General features: G+C 44.5%; 24 protein-coding genes. 22 read left to right on the top strand and 2 right to left on the bottom strand.

The genetic code is table 11. The features are described from left to right. Positions 1–294, top strand: a 294-nt coding sequence (locus PHP90_RS06385) for a J domain-containing protein (RefSeq protein WP_299927029.1), incomplete at its 5' end; no start/stop codon positions are given. On the opposite strand, the gene PHP90_RS06390 is transcribed toward PHP90_RS06385, so the two are convergent. Next, entirely contained in the window at positions 277–1182 is a 906-nt protein-coding gene (locus tag PHP90_RS06390; protein ID WP_299927032.1) for a DUF234 domain-containing protein, read from the bottom strand. The two genes, PHP90_RS06385 and PHP90_RS06390, sit on opposite strands and share 18 nt — an antisense overlap. A gap of 67 nt (positions 1183–1249) precedes the next feature. Then, positions 1250–1579 (bottom strand): hypothetical protein, encoded by a 330-nt coding sequence (locus PHP90_RS06395; protein WP_299927035.1) that lies wholly within the window; start codon positions 1577–1579, stop codon positions 1250–1252. Positions 1580–1674: 95 nt separating this feature from the next. On the opposite strand from PHP90_RS06395, the gene PHP90_RS06400 reads away from it, so the two are divergent. From PHP90_RS06400 to nuoL, 21 genes are all read left to right on the top strand, one after another. Continuing rightward, entirely contained in the window at positions 1675–2691 is a 1017-nt protein-coding gene (locus PHP90_RS06400; RefSeq protein WP_299927038.1) for an aldo/keto reductase, read from the top strand. Further along, a complete protein-coding gene (locus PHP90_RS06405) occupies positions 2663–3163 on the top strand; it encodes a hypothetical protein (protein ID WP_299927040.1) in 501 nt (166 codons plus the stop codon). The genes PHP90_RS06400 and PHP90_RS06405 overlap by 29 nt, the downstream gene beginning before the upstream one ends. Then, the gene (locus PHP90_RS06410; RefSeq protein ID WP_299927043.1) at positions 3150–4298 is read left to right on the top strand and encodes a pyridoxal phosphate-dependent aminotransferase; all 1149 of its coding nucleotides are present in this window, start codon (positions 3150–3152) and stop codon (positions 4296–4298) included. The genes PHP90_RS06405 and PHP90_RS06410 overlap by 14 nt, the downstream gene beginning before the upstream one ends. A 30-nt stretch (positions 4299–4328) precedes the next feature. Then, complete coding sequence (gene nfo / locus PHP90_RS06415) at positions 4329–5177, top strand: deoxyribonuclease IV (protein WP_299927046.1); 849 nt, start codon at positions 4329–4331, stop codon at positions 5175–5177. Next, positions 5177–6394: an outer membrane protein transport protein gene (locus PHP90_RS06420; protein WP_299927049.1), complete on the top strand. Its 1218-nt coding sequence runs from the start codon at positions 5177–5179 to the stop codon at positions 6392–6394. The genes nfo and PHP90_RS06420 overlap by 1 nt, the downstream gene beginning before the upstream one ends. Beyond that, entirely contained in the window at positions 6394–7935 is a 1542-nt protein-coding gene (locus PHP90_RS06425) for a long-chain-fatty-acid--CoA ligase (protein WP_299927101.1), read from the top strand. Before PHP90_RS06420 ends, PHP90_RS06425 begins: the two co-directional genes overlap by 1 nt. Then, positions 7932–9668 carry an ATP-binding protein gene (locus tag PHP90_RS06430; protein WP_299927052.1) on the top strand — a complete coding sequence of 579 codons (1737 nt, stop codon included), beginning with the start codon at positions 7932–7934 and terminating at the stop codon, positions 9666–9668. Before PHP90_RS06425 ends, PHP90_RS06430 begins: the two co-directional genes overlap by 4 nt. Before the next feature lie 65 nt (positions 9669–9733). After that, positions 9734–10828 (top strand): methyl-accepting chemotaxis protein, encoded by a 1095-nt coding sequence (locus tag PHP90_RS06435; protein WP_299927055.1) that lies wholly within the window; start codon positions 9734–9736, stop codon positions 10826–10828. A gap of 315 nt (positions 10829–11143) precedes the next feature. Next, on the top strand, positions 11144–11533 hold the full coding sequence (locus tag PHP90_RS06440) for an NAD(P)H-quinone oxidoreductase subunit 3 (RefSeq protein ID WP_299927057.1): 390 nt from the start codon (positions 11144–11146) through the stop codon (positions 11531–11533). Continuing rightward, the gene (locus PHP90_RS06445) at positions 11515–12024 is read left to right on the top strand and encodes an NADH-quinone oxidoreductase subunit B (RefSeq protein ID WP_299927060.1); all 510 of its coding nucleotides are present in this window, start codon (positions 11515–11517) and stop codon (positions 12022–12024) included. The genes PHP90_RS06440 and PHP90_RS06445 overlap by 19 nt, the downstream gene beginning before the upstream one ends. Further along, positions 12024–12830: an NADH-quinone oxidoreductase subunit C gene (locus PHP90_RS06450; RefSeq protein WP_299927063.1), complete on the top strand. Its 807-nt coding sequence runs from the start codon at positions 12024–12026 to the stop codon at positions 12828–12830. Before PHP90_RS06445 ends, PHP90_RS06450 begins: the two co-directional genes overlap by 1 nt. 9 nt (positions 12831–12839) lie before the next feature. Further along, entirely contained in the window at positions 12840–14066 is a 1227-nt protein-coding gene (nuoD, locus tag PHP90_RS06455; protein WP_299927064.1) for an NADH dehydrogenase (quinone) subunit D, read from the top strand. Between the two features lie 12 nt (positions 14067–14078). After that, positions 14079–14303 (top strand): NADH-ubiquinone oxidoreductase subunit E family protein, encoded by a 225-nt coding sequence (locus tag PHP90_RS06460; RefSeq protein ID WP_299927066.1) that lies wholly within the window; start codon positions 14079–14081, stop codon positions 14301–14303. A gap of 9 nt (positions 14304–14312) precedes the next feature. Continuing rightward, positions 14313–16349, top strand: a complete 2037-nt coding sequence (locus PHP90_RS06465; protein WP_299927068.1) for an FAD-dependent oxidoreductase — start codon at positions 14313–14315, stop codon at positions 16347–16349. Positions 16350–16359: 10 nt separating this feature from the next. Beyond that, on the top strand, positions 16360–18612 hold the full coding sequence (locus PHP90_RS06470; protein ID WP_299927070.1) for a 2Fe-2S iron-sulfur cluster-binding protein: 2253 nt from the start codon (positions 16360–16362) through the stop codon (positions 18610–18612). Then, the gene (locus tag PHP90_RS06475) at positions 18609–21095 is read left to right on the top strand and encodes an NADH-quinone oxidoreductase subunit G (protein WP_299927072.1); all 2487 of its coding nucleotides are present in this window, start codon (positions 18609–18611) and stop codon (positions 21093–21095) included. The genes PHP90_RS06470 and PHP90_RS06475 overlap by 4 nt, the downstream gene beginning before the upstream one ends. 2 nt (positions 21096–21097) lie before the next feature. Then, positions 21098–22087, top strand: coding sequence for an NADH-quinone oxidoreductase subunit NuoH (nuoH, locus tag PHP90_RS06480; protein WP_299927073.1), 990 nt, complete (start codon positions 21098–21100; stop codon positions 22085–22087). A gap of 12 nt (positions 22088–22099) precedes the next feature. Next, positions 22100–22723 carry an NADH-quinone oxidoreductase subunit NuoI gene (gene nuoI, locus PHP90_RS06485; protein ID WP_299927076.1) on the top strand — a complete coding sequence of 208 codons (624 nt, stop codon included), beginning with the start codon at positions 22100–22102 and terminating at the stop codon, positions 22721–22723. Positions 22724–22735: 12 nt separating this feature from the next. Next, on the top strand, positions 22736–23314 hold the full coding sequence (locus PHP90_RS06490; protein ID WP_299927078.1) for an NADH-quinone oxidoreductase subunit J: 579 nt from the start codon (positions 22736–22738) through the stop codon (positions 23312–23314). Further along, positions 23314–23619, top strand: coding sequence for an NADH-quinone oxidoreductase subunit NuoK (gene nuoK / locus PHP90_RS06495; RefSeq protein ID WP_299927081.1), 306 nt, complete (start codon positions 23314–23316; stop codon positions 23617–23619). The genes PHP90_RS06490 and nuoK overlap by 1 nt, the downstream gene beginning before the upstream one ends. A 3-nt stretch (positions 23620–23622) precedes the next feature. After that, the gene (nuoL, locus tag PHP90_RS06500; protein ID WP_299927084.1) at positions 23623–25509 is read left to right on the top strand and encodes an NADH-quinone oxidoreductase subunit L; all 1887 of its coding nucleotides are present in this window, start codon (positions 23623–23625) and stop codon (positions 25507–25509) included. Positions 25510–25514: the final 5 nt, after the last annotated feature.

Consider the following 25514-nt stretch of genomic DNA (forward strand, 5'->3'; position numbering starts at 1 on the left):
CTCCATTTTGTCATCAACTATCGTTACGACGATGCGTTTATGAGCAGACTGTACGGCAATTACCGCGGATGGGGATATGGAAACGATGCGATTGACAAGATGATCCGTTATCATGCGATTTTTGAAATCCCGATGGGCTCTTCGCCGGAAGATTTGAAAAAACGGTATCGCATGTTGGCAAGACGCTATCATCCCGATCGCGTTCAGACGAAAAGTCCTGAAATAATTAATAAATATACGAAGAAATTTCAGCTTCTCCAAGAAGCGTACGGCGCGTTAGCGGCGGTTAGTTAGCGAAAATAAATCTTCGGCACTGAAACGGTAGACCCGCTTGTCTCGGAGGGCGTTTAGTTCATTTGAAAAGCCCCGTTTGGTAAAGAGAAAAATTTTGTCCGGACTTATGGAAAGTTTGGTGCATTTTTCTTCGAGTTTGTGAAACTCTTTTTTATTCACTTTATGGTTTGTCCACTTGCATTCTCCGACCCACGTTTCCCCCTCCATCGTTTCGGTTAAAAGGTCGATCTCTACCTCGCGGTCCCAATAACTGCCGGAATCGAGGATATCGCTCTGAAATTTCGGCGCCAAAATATCCCGGATATACAGATCGCATAACTCTTCGAAAGTAAACCCGACAAACGCATTGAAATAGGTATGAAAATGCTCAAAAAAGCGTTCTGTATTTCCTTCTTGAATCTGCTTGCCATACGGTTCGACAAAGGCAATCCAAAAACGCAAGAAGGGGGAAGTAAACCGAAATTTGTGTGAGATGCGGTGGTGCTCGATCTCTTTTTTGAACCGCTGTTTCGGATGGGCCCGCTGCAGAGGCATTTCACGTGAACGCTCCAGCGTCAGATAGCCGCTGTAGCGTAAAAACTCAAACGCTTCATTCCCCCGTTCCTTACCGATTCGGGCTCGACGAAAAGCAGAGCCTTGACGACGATCCCCTACGGCGATTGCGTGTAAAAGGTTAAGATAAAGCGGTTCGTTTTGCAAAGGGGTGAGCAGTCGTTCACGATGGGATTCAAATGATGTCAGGATGTGGCGGGAAATGAGGGCCTCGATCGGCTCATCGGCGTCAATGGGCTCGTCATAACCGCCGAAAATGGCAAACAGTTCGATACACTGTTCCATATCTTTCGGCAGGTTACGATGAAAAAAATCGCTTATTAGGTCTCTATTCATTGAATAGATTATAACGAATATCTGAACAGTACACTAGAGGCAGGATGACCCACCGGTATGTTCACCATTATGAAGCGAGAACGGTTTCTATGTTTTTTAGGATTTTGCTGACACGTTCTGCGTATTGGGACAATTTATCGGAATAGCTATTCGCTGCCGATGCGTTCACTTCGAGTTCGCCCAAAACATCCATCATAGAACGGACGAAATCGCGGTGATCGGCACATTCATGACATACCGTTGAATTCGAACACATACCGCTGTTCATAGTAAAATAAGCCTCTTCCGTTGCAATACTCAGCTCCGTAAAATAGTCATTATTTCTTTTTTCCTGACTGTTTAACAATTTGCTAATGTTTTGAAATTGTTTTTTTGCATCACTTAAAACATTTTTCATCGTTGTCCCCTGTTAAAAATATGACGAACTTATATTGTATCTCAAAAAACGGTAGAATACACTTACAAAATAACGATTAAATAAAGAGAGAATCTATGCAGTATCGCTATATCGGGCGCAGCGGTTTGCGCGTATCGCCGATTTGTTTAGGCACCATGACATTCGGAAGCCAGTGTGATGAAAAAACGGCATTTAAAATTATGGATAAGGCGTATGAGGCAGGCGTTAATTTTTTCGATACTGCCGAACTTTATCCTGTTCCGCCGGAAGAGAAACTGGCCGGATTGACAGAGGAAATGGTAGGTCGATGGTTAAAGTCTAAACCGCGTGAGAGTTTGATTTTAGCGACAAAAGTGGCGGGTGCAGCGTCGGGATGGTTTGTTCCTCCGATCCGTCACGGATATACTGCGATTGATCGCTTTCACATCGAACGGGCAATCGAAGGGTCATTGAAACGTCTCGGTACCGATTATGTCGATCTTTATCAGATGCATTGGCCCGATACTATAATTCCTATCGAGGAATCAATGCGGGCGTTTGACGCATTGGTGCAAAGCGGCAAAGTACGCTATATCGGAACATCGAACGACACCGCACGGGGAACGATGAAGTCTCTGATGGTGAGCAAGTACGAAAAATTGGCCCGTTTCGAGTCGATTCAAAACAATTTTTCATTACTCAATCGCCGCGATTTAACCGAAATCGGTGCATTGTGCCGCGAAGAGAAGATTTCGCTTTTACCGTACTCTCCTTTGGCGGGCGGAGTCCTCAGCGGAAAATACAATCAAAATACCGAAGTTCACGGACGGTTCAGTGATTATGTAAAATCTCCCAACAACCGTCAACGTCTTATGGCAGCACGGTTTTTGAACGATAAAACGCTTGCTTCGACCCAAGAATATCTCCGTATTGCACATGAGGCGGGGCTTGATCCCGTGACGATGGCGATTGCCTGGAGCAAGCAGTTCGATTTTGTCGCATCAACCATTGTCGGAGCGACAACGCCTGAGCAGCTCGACGCATCGCTTGCGGCAATGAATGTGACGCTCAGCAGCGAAATTTTGAAAGCGTTGGATGGTGTTCATGCAAAAATTCTTTACCCTATGGGTTAGTCTGGTTGCCCTCATCATTGTAGGGTGTGCACCGAAACAGTATGAAATCAGCAAACCGAAACTGATCGTTCTGAAAACGCCGAAAATTAAATTTGCCGATACGGGATACATCCGCTCAAGCGGCGAGAATGTCGAAGCGGAACTCTTTACGGCAGGAGTGGCGGTAGAGAAGATTTCGATTGAGGATAAAGTGTGTGTGAGTGCAGGATGTATGAGCGAAGAGGCGTTTGTACGCGATTATCTCTCTCCGGACTACCCGAAAGATATACTCAGACGCATTCTCCTCGGCGAACCGATCTATAACGGACAAAATACGAGCGAGCAGTGCAGCGGAATACGAACCCAATACATCCGAAACGATAAAACGGACATTGTCTATCGCCTTCGGCCGGATGAAACCTATTTTAAAGACCGTATGAACGGTCTCATCATAAAGATCAGTGATTTAGAGGACAATAATGCGACTCAGTGAACTAAGCGGAACAATCGAGCAGTCTCATATTCGGTCGATGACGAGAGCCTGCAATGCATTGGGCGGAATCAATATGGCGCAGGGGGTTTGTGATCTCGAAGTTCCTCGCGAGGTGATTGATGGGGCATATCGTGCCATGAATGAGGGGATCAATATCTATACCCCGACGGAAGGATTGCCCCGATTACGCTCTGCGATAGCGGCTAAAATGAAACGGTTTTACAATGTGGATGTTGTACCTGAACAAGTACTGGTCTCCGATGGTGCAACAGGGGCATTTTATACGGCGTGCATGGCGCTGCTCAATCCCGGTGATGAGGTAATATTGTTTGAACCCTATTATGGGTATCACCGCTCTACACTCACATCACTGGGAGCTGTGCCGACGTATGTCCGTCTCGAAGCGCCGGAGTGGAACCTCGATATGAATGCCCTCGAAGCCGTTGTGACATCAAAAACCCGTGCGATGGTGATCTGCAATCCCGCTAATCCGAGCGGAAAAGTTTATACGCGTGAAGAGTTGGAACAGATCGGAACTTTTGCCCAGAAACATGATTTGATCGTTTTTGCTGATGAGATGTATGAACACTTTTTATACGGAGATGCGGTTCACATCACGGCACTCAGTGTACCAAGTCTCAAAGATCGATGCGTTGTACTCTCAGGATTTTCAAAAGTATTCAGTATTACCGGATGGCGTTTAGGATACGCGATCGCTCCGGTGAGCGTTATCGAAGCGATGGCACAGCTCAACGATCTCATCTACGTCTGTGCTCCCGCACCGTTGCAGATCGGTGCTGCGGTCGGGTTGGAAGAACTGGAAGATAGCTATTACGTTGAACTTGCTCGTATTCATCAGTATAAACGCGACCTTTTTTGTAATGCATTGCGTGATGCGCGGTTGATTCCGAGTGTTCCGAGCGGAGCCTATTACGTCATGACCGATGTCAGCAGTGTGGTTGGAAATGATGATTTTGAAAAAGCGATGGCAATTTTAGAGAGAACAGGGGTTGCATCCGTTCCGGGACGTGCGTTTTATCATGACGAAGCAGGTCATAATATGGTTCGCTTTTGTTACTCTAAACCCCTCGATGTACTCGAAGAAGCGGCGGATCGAATTCGCAAGCTACGCTAAAATACCAATACTAAATATCAGGAATTTATTATGTCTAAATTTGTAGGTGCTCATGTATCCGCTTCGGGCGGAGTTTTTAACGCCCCTCTTAACGCAATGGCGATCGGTGCGAAAGCGTTTGCTCTTTTCACAAAAAACCAAAAACAATGGACGGCAAAACCGCTCGATGATGAGACGATAGGTCTGTTTAAAGACAATCTTGCCAAAAGCGGAATCCTCCCTAAACACGTTCTTCCTCACGATTCGTATCTGATCAATTTGGGACATCCCGAAGAGGAGAAACGTCAAAAATCGCTCGAAGCGTTTATTGATGAGCTCAACCGATGTGATCAGCTGGGGTTGGATCGTTTGAACTTCCATCCGGGGAGCCATTTGAAACAAATCAGAGAAGAAGAATGTATCGATCGGATTGCTATGAGTATGAATGAAGCTCTAAGTGTTACCAATGGTGTCACATTGGTAATCGAAAATACAGCAGGGCAGGGGAGCAATTTAGGATGGCGTTTTGAGCATCTGAGCGCCATAATAGAGCGTATAGAGGACAAATCACGAGTAGGTGTGTGTATCGATACGTGCCATATGTTTACCGCAGGTTACGATATCCGAACCCGTGAAGCCTATGATACAACTTGGGGAGAGTTTGATAGAATAGTCGGGTTTAACTATCTCAAGGGGATGCATATCAACGATTCCAAACCTGATCTTGGGAGTCATGTCGACCGGCATGATTCCATAGGGAAAGGGAAACTGGGCGTCGAGCCGTTCGGATTTATCATGAACGATCAGCGTATGGATGACATTCCTCTGGTACTGGAAACGATCGACGAGACGATCTGGGCGCAGGAGATAGAACTACTCTATTCACTACAGGAGAAATAATGAGAAGTTTGGTATTACTGTCCGCTGCAGCAGCGACGGTTATGGCTGGGGGATATGCGATCCCGGAGAGTTCGATCAATGCTACCGCACTGAGTGCGGCGTATGTGGCCAATGCGCACGGTGCCGACGCGGCGTACTATAATCCTGCAGCAATGGTGTACAACGACGATGCAAATCTGCTCGAAGTGGATGCGACGTATATCGGACTTAGCCCGATTGACTTTTCAGGTACAACCGGTGATTACAGCTCTAAAAAAGAGAACTTTATTATCCCGACAATGCATTTCAGTTCTAAAAAACTGGGCGAACGAGGAGCACGTGTAGGATTTAGCATTGTGGTACCGGCAGGGCTTTCTAAACGATGGGAGAGTGCGGTTCCAAAATCGAGTGCAGAAGAGTTTACCCTTCAGACGGTTGAACTCAATCCCTCTTTGGCCGTACCGTTGAGCGATACGGTCAGTATGGCCGCTGGATTTCGTATTATCAATACACACGGTGTTGTTAAAAGTAATACGGGAGCCACGCAAGTTACCCGTGATTTGAACGGAGATTCGGTTGATGTCGGTTATAACCTTGCCCTAAATTATCGTCCTTTGCCGAATCTTTCATTGGCGGCAACGTATCGGTCTAAAGTTGATTTAACGGTTGTAGGAAATGCGACACTCAATTATCTCCCTTCCGGATATCCTACCCATGTATCGTATATGGGATCTGCAAGTGTTACGGTCCCATCACCGGCAACGTTGAATATCGCTGCAGCCTATACATTCGGTTCCGGTACGACTCTTGAAGCTGTGTATGAAAAAACGTTTTGGTCCGCGTATAAAAGTTTAGATTTTGATTACGACGGGACAGTGAATACGGCAACGGCTATCTTCGGTGCTCCTATCGCAAAAAATTGGGTCAATACTGATAGCTACCGTCTCGGTCTTACCCAAAAATACGATAAATGGACGGCAATGGCCGGTGTTGCTTACGATGAAACTCCGGTTCCGAACGCAACACTCGGATATGAACTCCCCGATTCGAATGCATGGATCGTATCTCTCGGCGGCCGCTATAAAATCGATGAATCATGGAATATAGGATTAGCAGGTTTGCTGGATATGAAGCAAAACCGTGAAGTACATCAAAGTACCGGTAGCAACCCGATTAACGGTGAATTTACCAATGCGCGGGCGTATTTGGTGACAGCCGGAATTGAGTATCGCTTTTGATCCACTATCCGTACGAAAACTTTTATGAAATGCTTTTTCTCATCAGCGAGGAGATGTCTTCCAAAAAAGTAATTTTTATTGACGATAAGAGTTATACATACGCCCAATTTTTAGAGAGTGTGGATCGGCTTGCCCGCGCTTTGGAACTTGTTTGTGTTGGAAAAGGCGATAGAGTCGCTCTTATCTGTCCTAACAGCGTAGAATTTGTGATGAGTGTTTTTGCCATTAGCAAGCTCGGGGCGGTCACGGTACCGATCAACACGATGCTGAAAAATGAGGAATACCGCTATATCCTGGATGATTGCGGTGCTAAAATTTTGATTACCGCTTCAAAATTTGCCAAAGAAGTAGACGGGTTGTGCGAAAGTGTAGCTTCGATCGAACATACGATATGGATCGATAAAGCACCGAGGGAAAATGCGTGCCATTTGGTGTTGGATGAAATTCTTACCGATCATCTGCACACGCATACGCCAAGCTCGGCCAAGCTCGATGATACGGCCGTAATCTTTTATACATCCGGAACGACGGGACACCCAAAAGGTGCAATGATCAGCAACCGAAATCTTTTTTCAAACCTTATTGGGGCCAAAGAACGATTTGATCTGAATTCCCGCGATCGATTTATTGTTTATCTTCCGATGTTTCACTCCTTCACGTTTGCGATTATGGTGATACTTCCATTTTTTTTACGGGCTTCGATCGTCATTGTCCCTTCAATTTTGCCATTTAGCAATATCATCAAACAGACACTTCTGAAGCGGGTAACGGTATTTATGGGCGTTCCCGATATTTACAATGCTCTAATACGTGCAAAACTTCCATGGTACTTTTTATGGTTTAACCGTATTCGTGTTTTTGTTTCAGGCGGCTCAGCTCTGAATCAAGATACGTTAAACCGATTTCGTTCCCTATTTAAACGTGCAACCATGTTGGAAGGGTATGGATTGAGCGAATGTTCTCCTGCGGTAGCGGTTAATCCTATAGAGAAACAAAAAACGCTTTCGGTCGGGTTGCCGCTTTATGGCTATAAAATCAAAATAGTCAATGAGGAGATGATTGAACTTCCCGTTGGAGAAGCGGGTGAATTAATCGTCAGCGGAGATTGTGTGATGCAAGGGTATCTGAACAATCCGGAAGCTACCGCAGATACGATTCATAATGGCTGGCTCCGCACAGGGGACATTGCAAAAATAGACAAAGAGGGGTATATTTATATCGTTGATCGGATTAAAGATTTGATCATTTCAAAAGGGATCAATATCTATCCTCGTCAGATTGAAGAGCAAATGATGTTGCTTCCCTCAGTCAAACTGGCCGCGGTTATCGGTATAAGCGATCCGCATAGCGGAGAAGTCCCGGTTGCGTTTGTTGAACTCGAAGAAGGATATGCTGATGCAACACCTGCACAAATTAAATCGCAGTTAAAAGAACATTTGGCATCATTTAAAATCCCTAAAACCATTACCGTGGTAGAATCACTCCCTAAGACCGCTACGGGAAAAGTACTCAAACGAGTATTAAAACAAGGAAACTATTGAAATACCTTATCGATTTTCTAGACAATAAAACCATCGAAAAAACCCATATCTTTTCACAGCTCAAATGTACAGTGGAAGAGGCAAAAATATTGCAGCTTTTGACTCGCAAATTTTTACAGTCTCAGGAAGATGCTATCGTTGCGGAACTCCTCCAAGAGCTTCACGGAGCGGATGACTATTCGTATCTTAGCCATTTCGGAGAGGTCAAAACACTGTTAGAACTTGGGTGGATTACCCATCACTCCTTTACACCGATCAAAATCAGTGATATGTCACACTTAGAACTTTATAACACTCCTGTGGCACTTACCTCGGTCTTTATGAAACTCCTCGAAGAGGGGTCGTTGGAGATGACGCTTCCGGACATAAAACCCTATGCCGATCATTTGGAATACCTGCAAGATCAGTTTTTCCGTATCGAGCTGTATCAAAAGATGTCTATTATCCGACACAATGGAAACGAGCATTCTCTAGGGATCAACCGTATCCAAAACAAACTCGATCTTCTCGAAAAACGGATTGATGAACGGATTGCGCAGACATCACTCGATGTAGTCCTGGATCGTTTTTTCAAACAAAAGAAACTTGAGCCCAAAGAACAGGTGATTTTTTTGGCTCTGCTCAAAGAAGAGTACAGTGCAACCGAGGGGAATTTGCGGGAGATGAACACTCTGATCGATCTGATCAGTTTTGATGATTACGAGCGGATTAAAAACCGTGCCCTGCTCGAAGACGGCGCCCGCTTGATCAACGAAGAAGTGATCGATTATGAGGAGATGCTCAATCCGTTCGGCGGTATCAGCCGCGCTTTTTACATTGTCGATGAGGTACTTCAGTCGATTATGCATCCGCAGAAAAAGAAAAAAGTACGCAAACTCAAACTCGATATGCTGATTAAAGAGCAGGAGATTTTTGAACTGATCGAACCGACAACATCATTGGAAAATGTCGTATTAAATCCGACAACGGAGCAAACGCTTCAAAACCTCATGCGTCAGCTGGATCGGGAAGTGATAGCCCGTCTTCATGAATGGGGGATCAAAGATAAAAAAGCGGGAATCGATGCACGAATCATTTTTTACGGCCCTCCGGGAACGGGAAAAACTCTTACGGCACACTCTTTATCCCGTTCATTGAAACGACAGGTTCTGAGCTTTGACTGTTCCAAAATCCTTTCGATGTATGTGGGAGAATCGGAAAAAAATGTTCGTAAAATTTTTGATACCTACGCCGATTTAACCCGTCAAACCAAAACAGAGCCGATCTTATTGCTCAACGAAGCGGATCAGTTTCTCTCTTCACGTTCTTCAGGGGTCGGTTCTTCCGCCGATCAGATGCACAATCAGATGCAGAATATCTTTTTGGAGCAGATTGAGAAGTTTCAGGGGATTTTGATCGCGACGACCAATCTGCTTGAAAACATTGATCAGGCTTTTTCCCGCCGATTCAATTACAAAATCGAATTTAAAAAACCGGATCAAAAACAGCGTCTTACTCTTTGGAAAATGATGCTTCCGAAAAATGCACCGTATGAAAGCGGATTTGACGTTGAAAAACTCGCAGCCTACCCGCTCACCGGAGGTCAAATTAATTTGATCGTCAAAAATACGGCGTATCATGTCGCCGCGAGAAAAGAGGGGACATTCAAACACGAAGACTTTATTGCCGAAATCCAAAAAGAGCGTTCAGGAAGTTTCGAAGGTGAAAAATCGATGGGATTTATTAATCACTGATCATTGTGATGTATTTGTGATTTAAGCAGAGTATAATTTTCTTACATCAGTAAGAAGGGGTTCTCATGGGTTGGTTTGGAGATGATACAGCTTTAAAAAATGAGTTGGAAAGTGTCAAAAAAGAAAATAATACACTCCAAGAAGAGAACAAACGTCTAGAAACACGCCTCCGCGAACAAGATATCCTCCTTCAGCAACAGGCTGATCAAAGCAAATGTGATAACGCATCGCTCATGATGACTTATCAAAATGAACAGATCAAGAAAAATTTGATCGATGTTCAGGGAAATATGGCCTCATCCGTCGTATCCTCAAAAGAAAACATTGCACAATCCACCGCATTACTGGAAAATATTGTCGATCTCGGACATAAAGCATCGGGTATTTCGAATACATTAGAAGGTCTAAACGGCTTGGCACTTGAGTCAATGGAAACGGTTCATGCATTATCGGAACGTGCGCAGGATGTGGCAAGCATCTTAGTCTTGATTAAAGATATATCCGATCAAACGAACTTGCTTGCCCTTAACGCTGCGATTGAAGCGGCTCGGGCAGGAGAACACGGACGAGGATTTGCCGTTGTTGCAGACGAAGTACGCAAACTCGCAGATCGAACGGATAAGGCAATCAGCGAAATCAATATTTCATTACAGTCAATGAAACAGGATGTTACAACGATTGGGGAAAAATTTGAGCAAGTACAAGAGAGCATTGAGGAATCGAATCAATCTATCGGAAGCTTCAATACAAATATGGAACATAATGCGCAGATGATGCGTAAAACGTTTGCCAGTACGGAACATACGGCGGAACGGATATTTATGAGTCTGGCAAAATTGGATCATATTGTTTGGAAAGTGAATACCTACCTTTCAGCCATCACCCGAAAAGAGCAGTTTAGTTTTGTTGACCATCATAACTGCCGTCTCGGTAAATGGTATTACGAAGGTGAAGGGGCTGAGTTTTTCAAAAAAACCGCAAGTTATTCGGCACTTGAATCACCGCATTCGATTGTTCATAACTCAACTCACAAAATTTTTGATTTGATGAAGACTGAGAGCATCGGTTCAGAACGTTTTGTCAAAGTTTTTGAAGAGATGGAACATGCAAGTGACGGTGTATTCGCAACTTTGGATCGTATGCTTCAAGAAAAAATCTAATTTCCTTCTCATCTTCAATTAGAATGGCGCATGAATATATTTCATCTTTTTGATGAAATGTAGAAATTTGTGACATATTTAATGCATCGTATTCTATTTTGTTACAAATAATAACACTTGTCGCTAAAGTACACGTTTTAGGTGTTTCCTATTGTGACAGAAGCCAAAAAATATAAATGATTGATAAATGATTAAGGGTTTGCTTTAATTCTCTTTTTGTTATAGTGCAACAACTGTTTTTATCTAAAACCGTATCCTGTGGCAGGAAGCTTTCTTGACGCAGGATAGGCCATTAACCACGTAAAGGTCAGAACTATGGAGCATTACCACGTAGCAAATCCTTATTTTGGGGTATTTGTACTGTTTGTATTGACGTTTGGGGCATTCTATACCACAACAGTCATCGCACGCTTAGCCAGCCGCGCATTAGCGGCCAAAGATACTGAAAAAATAAAACTCTCGGTCTACGAATGCGGACCGGAGGTGACCAAACAGCCGAACCGTATTTCGACACAGTTTTACCTGTTTGCGTTGTTGTTTTTATTGTTTGATGTGGAAATTGTATTTATGTTTCCGTGGGCAATTGATTTTAAATTACTCGGATGGTTCGGCTTTAGCGAGATGATGATGTTTATCGTCTTGTTGGCTATCGGATTTGTTTATGCGTGGAAAAAAGGGGCACTCGAATGGCACAACATCAAGTAAATTATCTTAAAGACGGCGGACTTCCCGTCGCATTGACAACAATCGATAAAGTGGTCAACTGGGGTCGATCAAACTCTATCTGGGCATTGACATACGGTTTGGCATGCTGTGGTATTGAAATGATGGCTTCAGGGGCATCCCGTTATGACTTTGACCGTTTCGGTACGATCTTCCGGGCTTCTCCGCGTCAGGCTGAACTCATGGTTGTTGCAGGGACATTGACGAAAAAACATGCGGAGTTTATTCGCCGTTTGTACGATCAAATGACAGAACCTAAATGGGTTATCTCTATGGGTTCATGCGCTAACACAGGCGGTATGTTCAATACTTACGCTACGGTTCAAGGTGTCGATCGTGTTATCCCTGTTGATCTCTATCTACCGGGATGTGCACCACGTCCTGAAACCTTGCAATATGGCGTATTGCTGTTACAGCAAAAAATTCGTAAAGAGAGTGCGTCACGCGCTCAAAAACCAAAAAGGTTGATGTAATGAGAGCTTACACCCCTAAAGACGACGTACAGAAAAAACCCTATTATACAGATCGCTATTGGGTTGCCCCTCAGGTAGCGAAGAGCGATGTGAGCGAAGATGCGGTATTTGCTGCGGATCTCGAAGCGATCAAAGCAAAATTTGACGTATTGGATGCGTATATCCAAGTGGGTCAAATGGTGGTCGTCATCAATGCTGTGGACAACTTTGGTGTAATTGAACTGATGAAAAATGAGCTTTCATACAATCAGCTCTCTGAAATGTCTGCGATTGATTGGTTGGCTACGGAAGGAAAATTTGAGATTTTCTACCAAATGCTCAGTATGTCTAAGCGCAAACGTATTCGCGTAAAATGCAAAATCGGTGAAAAAGAGTCGATCCAAAGCGTTGAGAAACTGTTTCGATCTGCTGACTGGTCTGAGCGCGAGATGTATGACATGTTCGGTGTCGTTGTGAATAACCACCCGTTTATGAAACGTATTTTGATGCCGGATGACTGGGAAGGCTTCCCGCTTCGTAAAACCTATCCTCTCCAAGGGGATGAATTTGCGCAGTGGTATGAAGTCGATAAAATCTTCGGTAAAGAGGCGCGTGAGATTATCGGACCTGAAAACCGCGATCCTGCACGTGTTGATCGCTATGACACCGAACGTTTTGCAAGATTGGGTCACGAAGTACCGCGCGGTGCCGATATCAGCCAAGGCGAGCCGGATACTCCGCTTGTTTACCAAGAAGAGGGTGGTGTCTTCTTGATCGAAAAATTTGACGCAGAGAAGAGTGTCGTGATCTCTGATCGCGACCGTTAAGGATCACGTATGCAACAAGCCAATAGACTTAGACCTTTTTTCGAAAACATTACATTTGACCGTGATGACAATGAGTTGATTCTCAACTTCGGTCCTCAGCATCCATCGGCGCACGGACAATTACGTTTGATGCTCCATTTGCAACAAGAGCAAATCACAAAAGCCCATCCGGATATCGGATACCTTCACCGTGGTATGGAGAAGATGGCAGAGAACATGATTTACAATGAATTCATGCCGACCACTGACCGTATGGACTATATTGCATCCAGTTCAAACAACTACGGATTTGCTTTGGCAGTTGAAAAACTGATCGGTCTTGAAGTACCGCGCCGTGCGAAAGTAATTCGTATGATGCTTCTTGAGACCAACCGTCTTATGTCCCACCTTTTTTGGTTGGCGACAACGGCGCTGGATATCGGAGCGATGACCGTGTTCTTGTTTGCATTCCGTGAGCGTGAATATCTCATGGATTTGATCGAAGACTACTGCGGTGCCCGTTTGACCCATGCAGCGGTTCGTATCGGTGGAGTTCCCCTCGATTTGCCGGATAACTTTATCGCCGATCTTCGCAAATTCCTCGACAAATTGCCGGAGAATATCAAAGACTACGAAGACCTCCTCGACAGCAACCGTATTTGGTTGATGCGTATGGAAAATGTCGGAGTTATCTCAAAAGAGATGGCCTTGAGCTGGGGATGTTCGGGAGTAATGCTCCGTGCTTCAGGTGTTGAGTGGGATATCCGTAAAGAAGAACCGTATGAGCTTTATGATGAAGTAGAGTTCAATGTTCCGGTTTCGGACAAAGGGGACAACTACGCCCGTTATAAACTCTACATGGCAGAGATGCGCGAATCGGCAAAGATTTTGGATCAAGTTCTCGATATGTACGAGGGAACCGGGCCTGAGTTAATGGCGCATGCACCGCAATATATTTCGGCACCTAAAATCGATATTATGACTCAAAACTACTCGTTGATGCAGCATTTTGTCCTTGTAACTCAAGGGATGCGTCCTCCGGTAGGAGAAGTATATATCGCGACCGAATCACCAAAAGGGGAGCTTGGTTATTACATCAACTCCCAAGGTGGTGCTTATCCGTACCGTCTTAAACTCCGTGCGCCGTCATTCTGGCACACCGGGATTTTGACAGATTTATTGCCGGGTCACTACATTCCGGACGTTGTATCTATCATCGGGACGACCAATATCGTCTTCGGTGAAGTAGACCGCTAAAAGGAGCATGCAGTGAAACGTTACGATTTACGTCATTTAAAAGAAAATTTTTACGGTCGCATGTCTGATATTATCAAACAAGAGCCTGCAAACGGCGAAGTACTGATCTTTTTGTTTGAAATTGGTGATTTTACCCCGATCCAACAATCGGCTGATTTGGTTAAAGAGCTTGGGTGTGAACTCATGAATTCGTTGAAGTTTAACGAAGCCGACTGGACCATTGTGGTCAAAAAATAAGGAAACGTTGTGAGTAAAGTCTATTTCTCCACGTGGCGGGGCGAGCAAATTAACAACATCGGCAAAGCTGACGATGCTTGGGAAAAATCTGCTTATAACCTCCCGTTGGAATATAACGAACACGCCCATTCAAAAGCGTTTATCGGTTGGGATGGCGTAGCGCTGTTTAACCCCGATGTTGACGTGGTTCGTTTAGCGACGGAGTATGCAGCGCAATATCAGGTTTATTCTGAAGCATGCGGACGTTGTGCACCGGGGCGATGGGGCGGTCGTATTTTGTACGATTTGCTCGATAAAATCGCTCGCGGAGAGGGTGCGGTATCGGACATGGATCACCTAAAAGAGGTCTCCAAAACGATGCAGGAAACGTCTAAATGCGAGATTGGTAAAACCGTTCCAAACCCGTTATTGGATCTCATGACTCACTTCGAGTCGGAGTTTATGGCGTGTATTACCGAGCAAAAACCTTCCAAACATTATCATATGGAAGATACCAATTACATCGCAAAAATTACCGCACCCTGTATGGATGCGTGTCCGGCACACGTCGATATTCCGGCCTATATCGAAGGTGTGAGAGATCTGCGTTTTGATGATTCATTGATGGCAACCCGTCAAACCATGCCATTGGCACATACGTGCGGACGTGTTTGTCCTCACCCGTGTGAAACAGAGTGCCGCCGTACAAACCTTGATGAACCTATTTCGATCATGGAGCTCAAACGTTTGGGTGCCGATTATGAGACCGATCACGGTTTCGGCTTCTTCCACCCAAGTGAGAAAAAACCGTCCATCGGTAAAAAAGTGGCGGTAATAGGTGCCGGTCCTGCAGGGCTAACGGGTGCCTATTATCTGGCACTTGACGGTGTTGACGTTGATGTGTACGAAGAACTTCCGGTTCTCGGCGGCGAGGTAGCCGTCGGGGTTCCGGAGTACCGCATGCCTATTGATAAATATAACCAAGACATCGAAGCAGTACGTGATCTTGGCGTTAATTTTATCACGAATAGCAAAGTCAATGCAGATATGATGCGTCAGTTTGAAAATGACTATGATGCTGTTTTGGTAGCAACCGGAACCCGTATCTCTAAAAAAGTCTATTGTGATAATGAACGTCCTGAAATTCAGGGATACTGGGGAGCTATCGACTTTTTGGATAAAGTTAATCTCCAAGTCAAATACGACATCATGGTACCGGAAGCGGATCAAAAACGTCATATGTTACCGACAAATTTCGTTGATTTGACGGGTAAAACACTGGTATGTGTCGGGGGCGGATTTACCTCTATGGACGTTGTACGCTGTGCGATCCGTGCCAATGCAAAAAAGGTTGTTATGCTTTATCGCCGTGACGAAGCAACGATTATCAAAAACACGACGTATGAAGAGTATCACGAAGCGGTAGAAGAGGGTGTCGAATTTATTTTCCACTCTGCCGTTGCAAAGATGAACGATGAAAACGATGTTTTGAAATCATTGATTGTCGATCGCTATGAACTGGTTCCGGATCCGAACGGGGGGCGTCCTCAGTTGGAAAAAATCGAAGGAGCTTCGTTTGAGATGGAGTGTGATTATCTCATTCCTGCCGTTTCTCAAAGTGCTGATTTGAAACTTATTCCCGAAGAGTGGGAAATCGAGCGTACCTCATGGGCTACGATCAAAACCAACGGGAAAGACTATATGACTTCCCGCAAAGGGATTTTTGCTGCCGGAGACTGTGAATACGGACCGATGACGATTGTTAATGCGGTCGGACAGGCAAAACGTGCCGCATCGGTTATGGCACGTTATGTCCAGAGCGGCGAAATTACCTTGTTAGATGATGAGATCATGGAAGATCATCTTCGTAAGCTCAAGGTTTACGACAAAAAAGAGAAAATCCAAGGGTGGCTTCCGGGATTGCCGCGTCAACACAGTGAAGTCTTGACACCGGATGAACGCAAAGACAATAACCGTGAAGTCAAATACGGATTTACGCAAGAAGAGGCGCTTGCTGAAGCAGAACGATGTATGCGCTGTTATTATATTGCGATGGTAGCACACTAAGGAGGGATGGATGATCAATTTTACGATTAACGGCCAGCCCGTCATAGCAAATAAAGGGGAGACTATTCTCCAAGCAGCACGTAAAGCGGGATTCTATATCCCAACGATGTGTTATTTAGAGAAAACAACTCCGTGTGCCTCATGCCGATTGTGTGTCGTTGAAACGGATAAAACCGATGGATTGATTCTTAGTTGCCAAACTCCACCGACGGAAGGATTGGGTGTAACGATTAATTCAGAACGCCTTGAGCAAGAACGAACCAATATCATGCGTCTGTATGATGTCAATCACCCTTTAGAGTGCGGTGTATGTGATAAATCCGGGGCATGTGATCTTCAAAATAAAACATTAGAGTTCGGTGTTTCGGCACAACATTTCAGTGCCAAAGATCAACATCGTGCGATTGAGCACTGGGGAATGATCAATTATGATCCCGCTTTGTGTATCTTGTGCGAGAAATGTGTTCATGTCTGTAATGAAATTATCGGCGATGATGCGATTACACTCCAGTTTGGAGGATATAAATCGGCAGTGATCCCGAAAAACAGTGAAGTTCTTGATTGTACGTTCTGTGGTGAGTGTATTGCGGTATGTCCGGTCGGTGCGCTGGTAAGTTCTGATTTTCAGTACACGGCAAATGCATGGGAACTGAGTCAAATCCCGGCAACCTGTGTTCATTGCTCAGCTGGATGTTCGCTTACCTATGAAGTGAAACATACTTCGACAACGAATGCAAACGATCGTATTTATCGTGTAACCAATAATTTTGAACACATGACTCTATGCGGAGCAGGACGTTTCGGGTTTGATTTTGATCAGCAAAGCGAAAAAAATGAGGCAGAATTTACCAAAGCTGTTGAAGCAATTCGAAATGCCTCTGCTATCCGTTTCAGCGCATTGATTACAAATGAAGAAGCGATGATCCTTCAGCAATTCAAAAAAATGCTAGGGATCAAACTTTATAACGAAGAGGCAAGAGCGTATCAAAGTTTCATGGCCGCATATGCATCCGTTAGCGGAAAAATGGGATTCGGCGGAAGTCTGGATGCGATTAAACAAAGTGACGGAATCATTGTAGTCGGAGGGCGTATCACTACCGATAATCCGGTTGTCCGTTACGCAATGACAAGCGCTGCGCGTCATAACGGGGCAAAAGTGGTTTACATGCATCCTCTTGAAGATACATTGCTTCAAAATGTTGTGACACAATTTGTCAAATACGAAGTAGGAACGGAAGAGGGCGTTATCGCGATGCTGGCATCAACCCTTCTGCAGGATGCCGATATCAATGACGAGATGCGCAAATTCTTCGCGGATCTTGATGAGGGCTATCTTTGTGCCGAGAGTAATGTCGGAGATGAAGAATTCATCCGTATCGCAAAATCGATGGGCAGAGCAAAACGAAAAACCCTTATTATCGGCAGCGATGTATTAAATCATAAACGCGCAGCTAATATTGCCCGTTTGTGTGCAATGATCGAAACCTATACCGAGTTTTCCGTTGTTGTCGTAGCCCCGAGTGTCAATACTATCGGAGTCTCGTTGATTTGTGATCTTGATGCCGATAACGGCGGCGATGGAGTTGTAGGTTATAATGCAGCAGGTGAGTATACGATGGGTTCCATCGGTGACGTGATGCTCAAACTCCCTTCTCTCAATTCACAAGAGGGGACGTTTGTAAGTATCAATCACCAAGTGCTTCCGACAAATGTTGCGGTAGCGTTTTACGGCTATACATTAAATGATCTTGCAAATGCGCTGGGGTTAAAATCAGCGAATACTATTGATTACACGGCACAACTTCCGGTTGCAAAAGGGTTTAACGGGTCGTCTTTTGATGATTTAGGGAATTTTTACGGACCGCTTGGAGAAGATGATCGAGGATATATTTTAGAAAATATCGATGTTGAAATCGGTGGTTCTCTCGAAGAAATTGAAGATTTACCGGAGTTTAACGGCACTGTTGTCTATCGTTGTAATCCTGTAAATCAATTTAACGCGTACACAGCGCGAACGTCACAGCTCGAAAAAGAGGCAACTTTATCCGGTTCTGCCCAATTCGCGGCTGCTGCAAAAATCACCGATGGTGATAAAATTCAAATTGTATTTGCAGGTGAGATGCAAGAGAGAATTTTCAAATTGGATGCATCACTGAAGGGTACCATTGCTTTGGTACCGGCATACGATGTCGCATACGGTGCGATGAATGAAAAATATCGTTTTGAAAAGGTGAAAATTATGAGGATGGGGAATGAATCATGAATGAAATCACGATTACCATAGACGGCCGCACTGTCCAGACGCAAGAGGGTGAATATATTCTTAATGCGGCGCGTGCTAATGGGATTTTTATTCCGGCGATTTGTTATTTAACACGATGTTCACCGACATTGGCGTGTCGTATTTGTTTGGTTGAAGCGGATGGCAAGCAAGTCTACGCGTGTAATGCCAAAGCAAAGCAAGGGATGGAAATTACGACTACAACTCCGAATATCGAATCTGAACGCCGTGCGATTATGGAAGTTTATGATGTCAACCATCCGCTTGAGTGCGGAGTGTGCGATCAATCAGGTGAATGTGAGCTGCAGAACTATACTCTTGAGATGGGTGTAGATCAACAAACCTATGCGATCAAAGACACTCATAAACCGGCACAGGATTGGGGATTGATCCATTACGATCCGGCATTGTGCATTATGTGTGAACGTTGTATTACCGTTTGTAAAGACATGATCGGAGATGCGGCACTCTCTACCGTTGCGCGGGGATCCGATCCAATCGAAGCGGCATTCAAAGAATCAATGCCAAAAGATGCCTATGCGATGTGGAATAAGCTCAATAAATCGCTTATTTCTCCGAATGCGGGTGATACGTTAGATTGTACTAACTGCGGAGAATGTACGTCGGTATGTCCGGTCGGTGCGTTGGTAAGCAGTGATTACCAATACACATCCAATGCATGGGAACATAAACAAATCCCGGCAACGTGCGCCCATTGTTCGGCAGGATGTCAGCTGAGCTATGATATCAAACACACCTCTGTTGAAAATCCTGAGAGCAAAATCTACCGCGTTAAAAACGAGTGGAACTATGTATCGCTTTGCGGTGCCGGTCGCTACGGATACGATTTCGAAAATAAAAATGTAACAAAAGATGCTGTAGCCTTTGATGCTGCGATTGCAGCATTCAAGCAAGCCGACACGATTGCATTTACATCAACCATTACGAACGAAGAGGCATTGATTCTTCAGCGTCTTAAAGAAAAATTCGGATACCGCCTTATTAATGAAGAAGCCCGTGCGTTTAAATCATTCCTTAACGCTTACAGTGCTGTGAGCGGTACGTCACTTTACGGCGGTGATTTGGGTGAAGTTCATGCATCTGATTTTGTTGTCTCTATCGGAAGTGCACTTAAAACCGATAATCCAAATGCCCGTTTTGCGATGAATAATGCGTTATCGATGAATAAAGGTGCAGGTCTTTATTTCCATCCGATCAATGATCCGGTTATTGCCGGTATGTCAAAAAGTGTGACGCAGTTCAATCACGCACCGATGATGGAAGAAGCGGCTCTTTATTTGATACTGGACCTTTTCGCAGATAAAGCGGCAATGCCTTCTTCCGTGAGCGAATATTTGGCAGGTTTCCATTCGACGAAGACCGTAACGGTTGAAGAGACGGTTGATGAAAAAGTGACCGAAACCGTTGTCAAAAAAGTTCTCAACGAAGAGACCGGTGTGGAAGAAGAGGTAAGCGAAGAGGTTACCAAAACAGTGAAGAAAAAAGTTTCAAAAGAGGTGGAAGTAGATGAAAATGCTCTTTTCGCCCTTTTGAATGCTCCGGCAGGATTTAGCGATACATTGACTAAATATTTGGCGAAAAAAGAGCGTTTCTCATTGATGGTCGGACCGGATTTATATACACACCCTAATGCATCAAATTGTGCTCGCTTGGTAGCTTTGATCGAAAAATATACGCAGTTCAGCGTCACAATGATTCCAAACCTTTCCAATACACTCGGGGTTGCCATGATTTGTGATCTTGATTCTGAGCGCGGAAGTTATACGATCGGATATAACACGGCTGGAAACTTTACACTCAGTGCACTTGGCGGCGGAGATTTGGATATGCCTGCGTTGAATCAGCAAGAGGGGACATTGACCAATATCGATAAACGGGTTAACCCGACGAATGCGGCACTTTCATTTAGCGGATATGTTTTGAATGATATTGCAAATGCGTTGGGTCTAAGCTCTAAATACACGGTTGATTACACGGCACAGCTTCCTAAACAGGCAGGATTTAAAGCAACCTGTTTTGATGCGCTTCCTAACCACTACACCAACTCAGGTGAAGAGGTTCGAGGTTATCGTTTGGACATCCAAACGGTAACGGTAGACACAGATGAAAACGTAACGCCATTTGATGCGGATAAAGCAATTAACGAGAATGTTGTTTATTTGGCCAATCCGGTTTTACAGTTTTCACCGTTTACGGCAGCTTCCCATCAACTTCAAGAAAATGGGGGTCTTTATGTCTCTAAAACGTTCATGGAATCTAACAGTTGGAATGAAGGGGATCGCGTGAATGTGAAAACGGCACGCGGCGAGCTAAGTCTCAACGTTATAGCCGACGGTAAAATCGAGGGAGATATTGCGTATCTTCCGACATTTGATACCGCTATCAACTCTGAAGCACTGTTTGACGGTTACCGTTTTGCGTGCGTATCAATTCAAAAGGTGTAAGCATGGATGTAGCATTTATCATAGAAACGATTGCTAAAATCGTTGTAATCTTGTTGATCTTTTCAGCGCTCGCGGGTCTTGGGACCTACTTCGAGCGTAAAGTGCTGGCGTTTATGCAACGCCGTTTGGGACCGATGCATGTCGGACCATTTGGATTGCTTCAAGTCGCAGCGGACGGGATTAAACTCTTTACGAAAGAGGATATTATCCCTCAAAACGTCGTAAAACCGATTTTTAAAATCGCTCCGGTTATTACGGCTGCGACTGCGTTTATGGCTTCAGCAGCCATTCCGTTTTGGCCGCAGTTTACTGTAATGGGCTATACCGTTCATCCGATCGTAGCAGACATCAATGTCGGTATCCTCTATGTTCTTGGGGTTATGGCAATCGGATTGTACGGACCGCTCCTTGGGGGGATGGCATCGGCAAATAAATGGTCATTGATCTCTGCGGCACGTAGTGCGGCTATCTTTATCTCGTATGAAGTTATTACTGGACTTGCGTTGTTGGCACCGTTAATGATGGTAGGTTCATTGTCATTGGTAGATATCAACAATTACCAAGCCGGCGGAATTACCAACTGGATCGTTTGGTCACAGCCGGTAGCATTTGTCCTTTTTTGGATTGCCGCTTTTGCAGAAACCGGGCGTACCCCTTTCCACCTTGTTGCAAACGATCATGAAATTATTGACGGTTTCGGAACCGAGTATTCGGGTATGCGTTGGGGTCTTTTCTTCATCGGTGAATATGCAAATATGTTCTTTATCTCGTTTGTAATCGCTATTGTATTCTTGGGCGGTTTTGGTGACGGTACTTTTGCGGGAGCATTCCAATTGATCCTCAAAGTAGCGTTTTTCTTTTTCTTTTTCCTTTGGACACGTGCCGCATGGCCGGATGTTCGACCTGACCAATTGATGTGGTTATGTTGGAAAGTTTTAATGCCGATTGCGGTGCTCAACGTTGTTGTCACCGGCATCGTGATGATGTTCTAAGGAGGTTGTGCGATGCATCATGAAGAAGTATTTACAGACCGAAATGTAAGTGAACATAGCGCTTATTATTACGTCGATATCGAAAACTATCCGGTAACCGGATGGGATAAATTTAAGCAAGTTGTCAAACGTGCCGCAAAAGGCGAATTGTTTGTGGGCTTATGGGTTGTTATGCGAGAGATGATCAAATTTGACATCCATACCGTCCAATACCCGAAAGAAAAACTTCCGATCGGGCCTCGTTATCGTGCGGTTCATAAACTGCTCCGTTTGTGGGAGTCAGGGTATGAGCGTTGTATCGGTTGTGGATTGTGCGAAAAAATTTGTATCTCCGATTGTATCCGTATGGATACTCGTATCGACGAGAACAGCCGCAAAGAAGTAACGGAGTACAGCATCAACCTCGGACGTTGTATCTTCTGCGGATATTGTGCGGAAGTGTGCCCGGAACTCGCTATTGTCCACGGAGGACGTTACGAAAACGGTTCTGAACAACGTGCCCATTTTGTTATTAAAGACGATATGCTCACTCCGCTTGATTTGCTTACGGCAGGTGAACAATCAGAGTACCCGGGCTTCGGAGCCATCATCCCAGGAAGCGACGCGTCGGTCAAAAAGACCCCGCTCGCCTATTAAGGAGTCAAAGTTATGTTTGAAGCTATCGCTTTTTATCTGTTTGCTGTCCTCACAATCGTGATGTTTACCATCACGGTTATGACCAGTCAAGCATTGTATGCCATCACCGCAATGGCGGCTGGGATGATTTTCATCTCGGCATTTTTCTTTATTCTTGGTGCCGACTTTTTGGGAGCTATCCAAATCATCGTCTATACCGGAGCAGTTATGGCGCTTTATGCGTTCGGTATGATGTTCTTCGACACGACTCGTAATGTAGTTGAAAAGAAAGTCAATCCGCAAATCGTTTTTGTACTGGGCGTATTGGCAGCGGTCATGGTAGTTGCTATTTTTGTTGCACCGATCATCTCAGACAATATCCAAGCGTTGTATCCGATTGATCCGACTATCGGTAATTCACAGGCAGTGGGTATGGTTCTCTTTACTAAATATCTGGTCCCTTTCGAACTTGCAGCAGTCATGCTTCTTGTCGCGATGATCGGCGGGATTATTATGGCAGGTAAGAAAATGGATAAATCGTTGACCTTGATGGCGGAAGAAGAGATCGGCATGATGGATGACAGCTATAGAGCAGAAGAAGGGGGACACTGATGGAAATTACACTCACCCATTATCTTGTATTGTCAAGCATTTTGTTTGCAATCGGATTGATCGGTATCATGCGACGTAAAAATCTTTTAATGCTCTTTTTTGCAACAGAAATTTTACTGAATGCTACCAATATCGGATTTGCGGCAATTTCGCATTATATCGGCGATTTGAGCGGTCAAATGTTTGCATTCTTTATTATTGCAATTGCGGCTTCTGAAGTGGCAATCGGATTGGGTCTTCTCATCGTTTGGTATAAACGTACCGGTAAGATCGACCTAGATCAGATGAATTCAATGCGAGGATAGGCTATGGAACTTTATTTATATATTGCACTCTTCGCTCCGTTGGTAGGGTCATTATTTTCAGCGTTGTTCGGTATGTCGCCTAAAACGAACATTACAGGTTATATCGCTTCCGGATTGCTGTTCACCTCTTTTTTAAGCAGTCTCGTTCTGCTCAACTATGTTTTGGGTGGACACACGGTACACGTAGAACTGATGACATGGATGGCAACGGGTGATCTTTACATACCGTTTGGATTTGTCGTCGATCAAGTAAGCGTTGTGATGATGATGGTTGTAACGATCGTTTCTACAGTTGTTCACGTTTATTCTGTCGGGTACATGGATCATGACAAAGGATTTAACCGTTTCTTCTCATGGCTTTCGGCTTTCGTTTTCTCGATGATGGTTTTGGTTATGAGTGACAACTTCGCCGGATTATTTATCGGATGGGAAGGGGTCGGTTTGTGTTCATGGGGTCTAATCGGTTTCTGGTATCACAAAGAATCGGCTACATGGGCAGCTAACGAAGCGTTCATTATGAACCGTATTGCCGACCTTGGGATGTTGATCGGTATCTTCATGATTTACTGGAATGTCGGATCTCTCCAATATGATGTGGTATTTGCAGAAATCGGAAATCTTCCGTTAGTGATTACAACATGGATCGGTATTTTCCTCTTTATAGGTGCAATGGGTAAATCGGCGCAATTTCCGCTACATACATGGCTTGCCGATGCGATGGAAGGTCCAACTCCGGTTTCGGCACTGATCCATGCGGCTACGATGGTTACTGCGGGGGTTTATTTGGTCGTAAGGGCGAATCCGATTTATGATTTGATCCCGAATGTCGGTATTTTTATCGCGAGCCTTGGTGCATTTGTTGCTCTTTTCGCAGCATCTATGGCATTGGTTAACCGCGATATGAAACGTATCATCGCCTACTCAACCCTTTCACAACTCGGATATATGTTCGTAGCAGCCGGTTTGGGCGCATACTGGGTAGCATTATTCCATCTTATGGCACACGCATTTTTCAAAGCGTTGCTGTTCCTCGGTGCCGGTAACGTTATGCATGCGATGCATGATGAACTCGATCCGTTTAAAATGGGGGGCTTGCGCAAAGTGATGAAAGGGACATTTATCATGATGACCCTTGCTTCCGTTGCCTTAGCGGGTATCTATCCGTTTGCCGGATTCTTTTCAAAAGATTTGATTTTAGAAGTCGGGTTTGTTGAACACCACTATATTATCTATACCGTATTGTTGTTGACTGCCGGTTTGACAGCGTTTTACTCGTTCCGTCTTGTGGCATTGATCTTCCATGGAGAAGAGCGCTATAAACTTTTCGGGATTCACCCGCATGAAGCGTATAAGTTTATGTTGGTGGCTATGTCTCCATTGCTCGTATTGGCGATTATTGCCGGTTCATTTAAAATGACGTACTATCAATTGGTCACTAACCTGCTTCCATCAACGGTATATCATGTGCATAATGAAGTGACTTTCTGGATCATGACGATCGGAACACAACTGTTTGTTATTTCAGCTATTTTGTTTGCGTATAAAAAATACAGCAACTGGAACAGTGTTCCGGACGGCACCTCTAAAATGGAAAATAGTTTCGGCTACAAATTGCTGTGGAATCAGTATTACATACCGAAATTTTATGAAGAAGTTTTTTCCAAACCGTATTTGGAACTTTCCAAAATTGCGTGGAAACAGATTGATCTTAAAATTGTCGATGCGACCGTAGATATGATTGCTAATGCAATTTACAAAACGGGTGAAAATACACGTGATATTCAAAACGGAAATCTCTCCACTATGCTTCGTTGGATGGTTTTCGGTTTGGTTGTTTTATTAGCACTTGCCGTTGCGTTTACCGTTGGGTATAACGCGGTCAGCGCTTAAGGAGT

Source organism: Sulfuricurvum sp. (assembly GCF_028712165.1).
Lineage (GTDB): Bacteria > Campylobacterota > Campylobacteria > Campylobacterales > Sulfurimonadaceae > Sulfuricurvum.

Bases quoted from the DNA above. Each gene is read 5' to 3' on its own strand.
- nuoI (WP_299927076.1), top strand. From the start codon at position 22,100: ATGCATCATGAAGAAGTATTTACAGACCGAAATGTAAGTGAACATAGC.
- PHP90_RS06450 (WP_299927063.1), top strand. From the start codon at position 12,024: ATGAGAGCTTACACCCCTAAAGACGACGTACAGAAAAAACCCTATTAT.
- PHP90_RS06435 (WP_299927055.1), top strand. From the start codon at position 9,734: ATGGGTTGGTTTGGAGATGATACAGCTTTAAAAAATGAGTTGGAAAGT.
- PHP90_RS06470 (WP_299927070.1), top strand. From the start codon at position 16,360: ATGATCAATTTTACGATTAACGGCCAGCCCGTCATAGCAAATAAAGGG.
- nuoL (WP_299927084.1), top strand. From the start codon at position 23,623: ATGGAACTTTATTTATATATTGCACTCTTCGCTCCGTTGGTAGGGTCA.
- PHP90_RS06475 (WP_299927072.1), top strand. From the start codon at position 18,609: ATGAATGAAATCACGATTACCATAGACGGCCGCACTGTCCAGACGCAA.
- PHP90_RS06395 (WP_299927035.1), bottom strand. From the start codon at position 1,579: ATGAAAAATGTTTTAAGTGATGCAAAAAAACAATTTCAAAACATTAGC.
- nuoK (WP_299927081.1), top strand. From the start codon at position 23,314: ATGGAAATTACACTCACCCATTATCTTGTATTGTCAAGCATTTTGTTT.
- PHP90_RS06390 (WP_299927032.1), bottom strand. From the start codon at position 1,182: ATGAATAGAGACCTAATAAGCGATTTTTTTCATCGTAACCTGCCGAAA.
- PHP90_RS06410 (WP_299927043.1), top strand. From the start codon at position 3,150: ATGCGACTCAGTGAACTAAGCGGAACAATCGAGCAGTCTCATATTCGG.
- PHP90_RS06400 (WP_299927038.1), top strand. From the start codon at position 1,675: ATGCAGTATCGCTATATCGGGCGCAGCGGTTTGCGCGTATCGCCGATT.
- nuoH (WP_299927073.1), top strand. From the start codon at position 21,098: ATGGATGTAGCATTTATCATAGAAACGATTGCTAAAATCGTTGTAATC.
- PHP90_RS06405 (WP_299927040.1), top strand. From the start codon at position 2,663: ATGCAAAAATTCTTTACCCTATGGGTTAGTCTGGTTGCCCTCATCATT.
- PHP90_RS06445 (WP_299927060.1), top strand. From the start codon at position 11,515: ATGGCACAACATCAAGTAAATTATCTTAAAGACGGCGGACTTCCCGTC.
- PHP90_RS06440 (WP_299927057.1), top strand. From the start codon at position 11,144: ATGGAGCATTACCACGTAGCAAATCCTTATTTTGGGGTATTTGTACTG.
- PHP90_RS06490 (WP_299927078.1), top strand. From the start codon at position 22,736: ATGTTTGAAGCTATCGCTTTTTATCTGTTTGCTGTCCTCACAATCGTG.
- nfo (WP_299927046.1), top strand. From the start codon at position 4,329: ATGTCTAAATTTGTAGGTGCTCATGTATCCGCTTCGGGCGGAGTTTTT.
- nuoD (WP_299927064.1), top strand. From the start codon at position 12,840: ATGCAACAAGCCAATAGACTTAGACCTTTTTTCGAAAACATTACATTT.
- PHP90_RS06420 (WP_299927049.1), top strand. From the start codon at position 5,177: ATGAGAAGTTTGGTATTACTGTCCGCTGCAGCAGCGACGGTTATGGCT.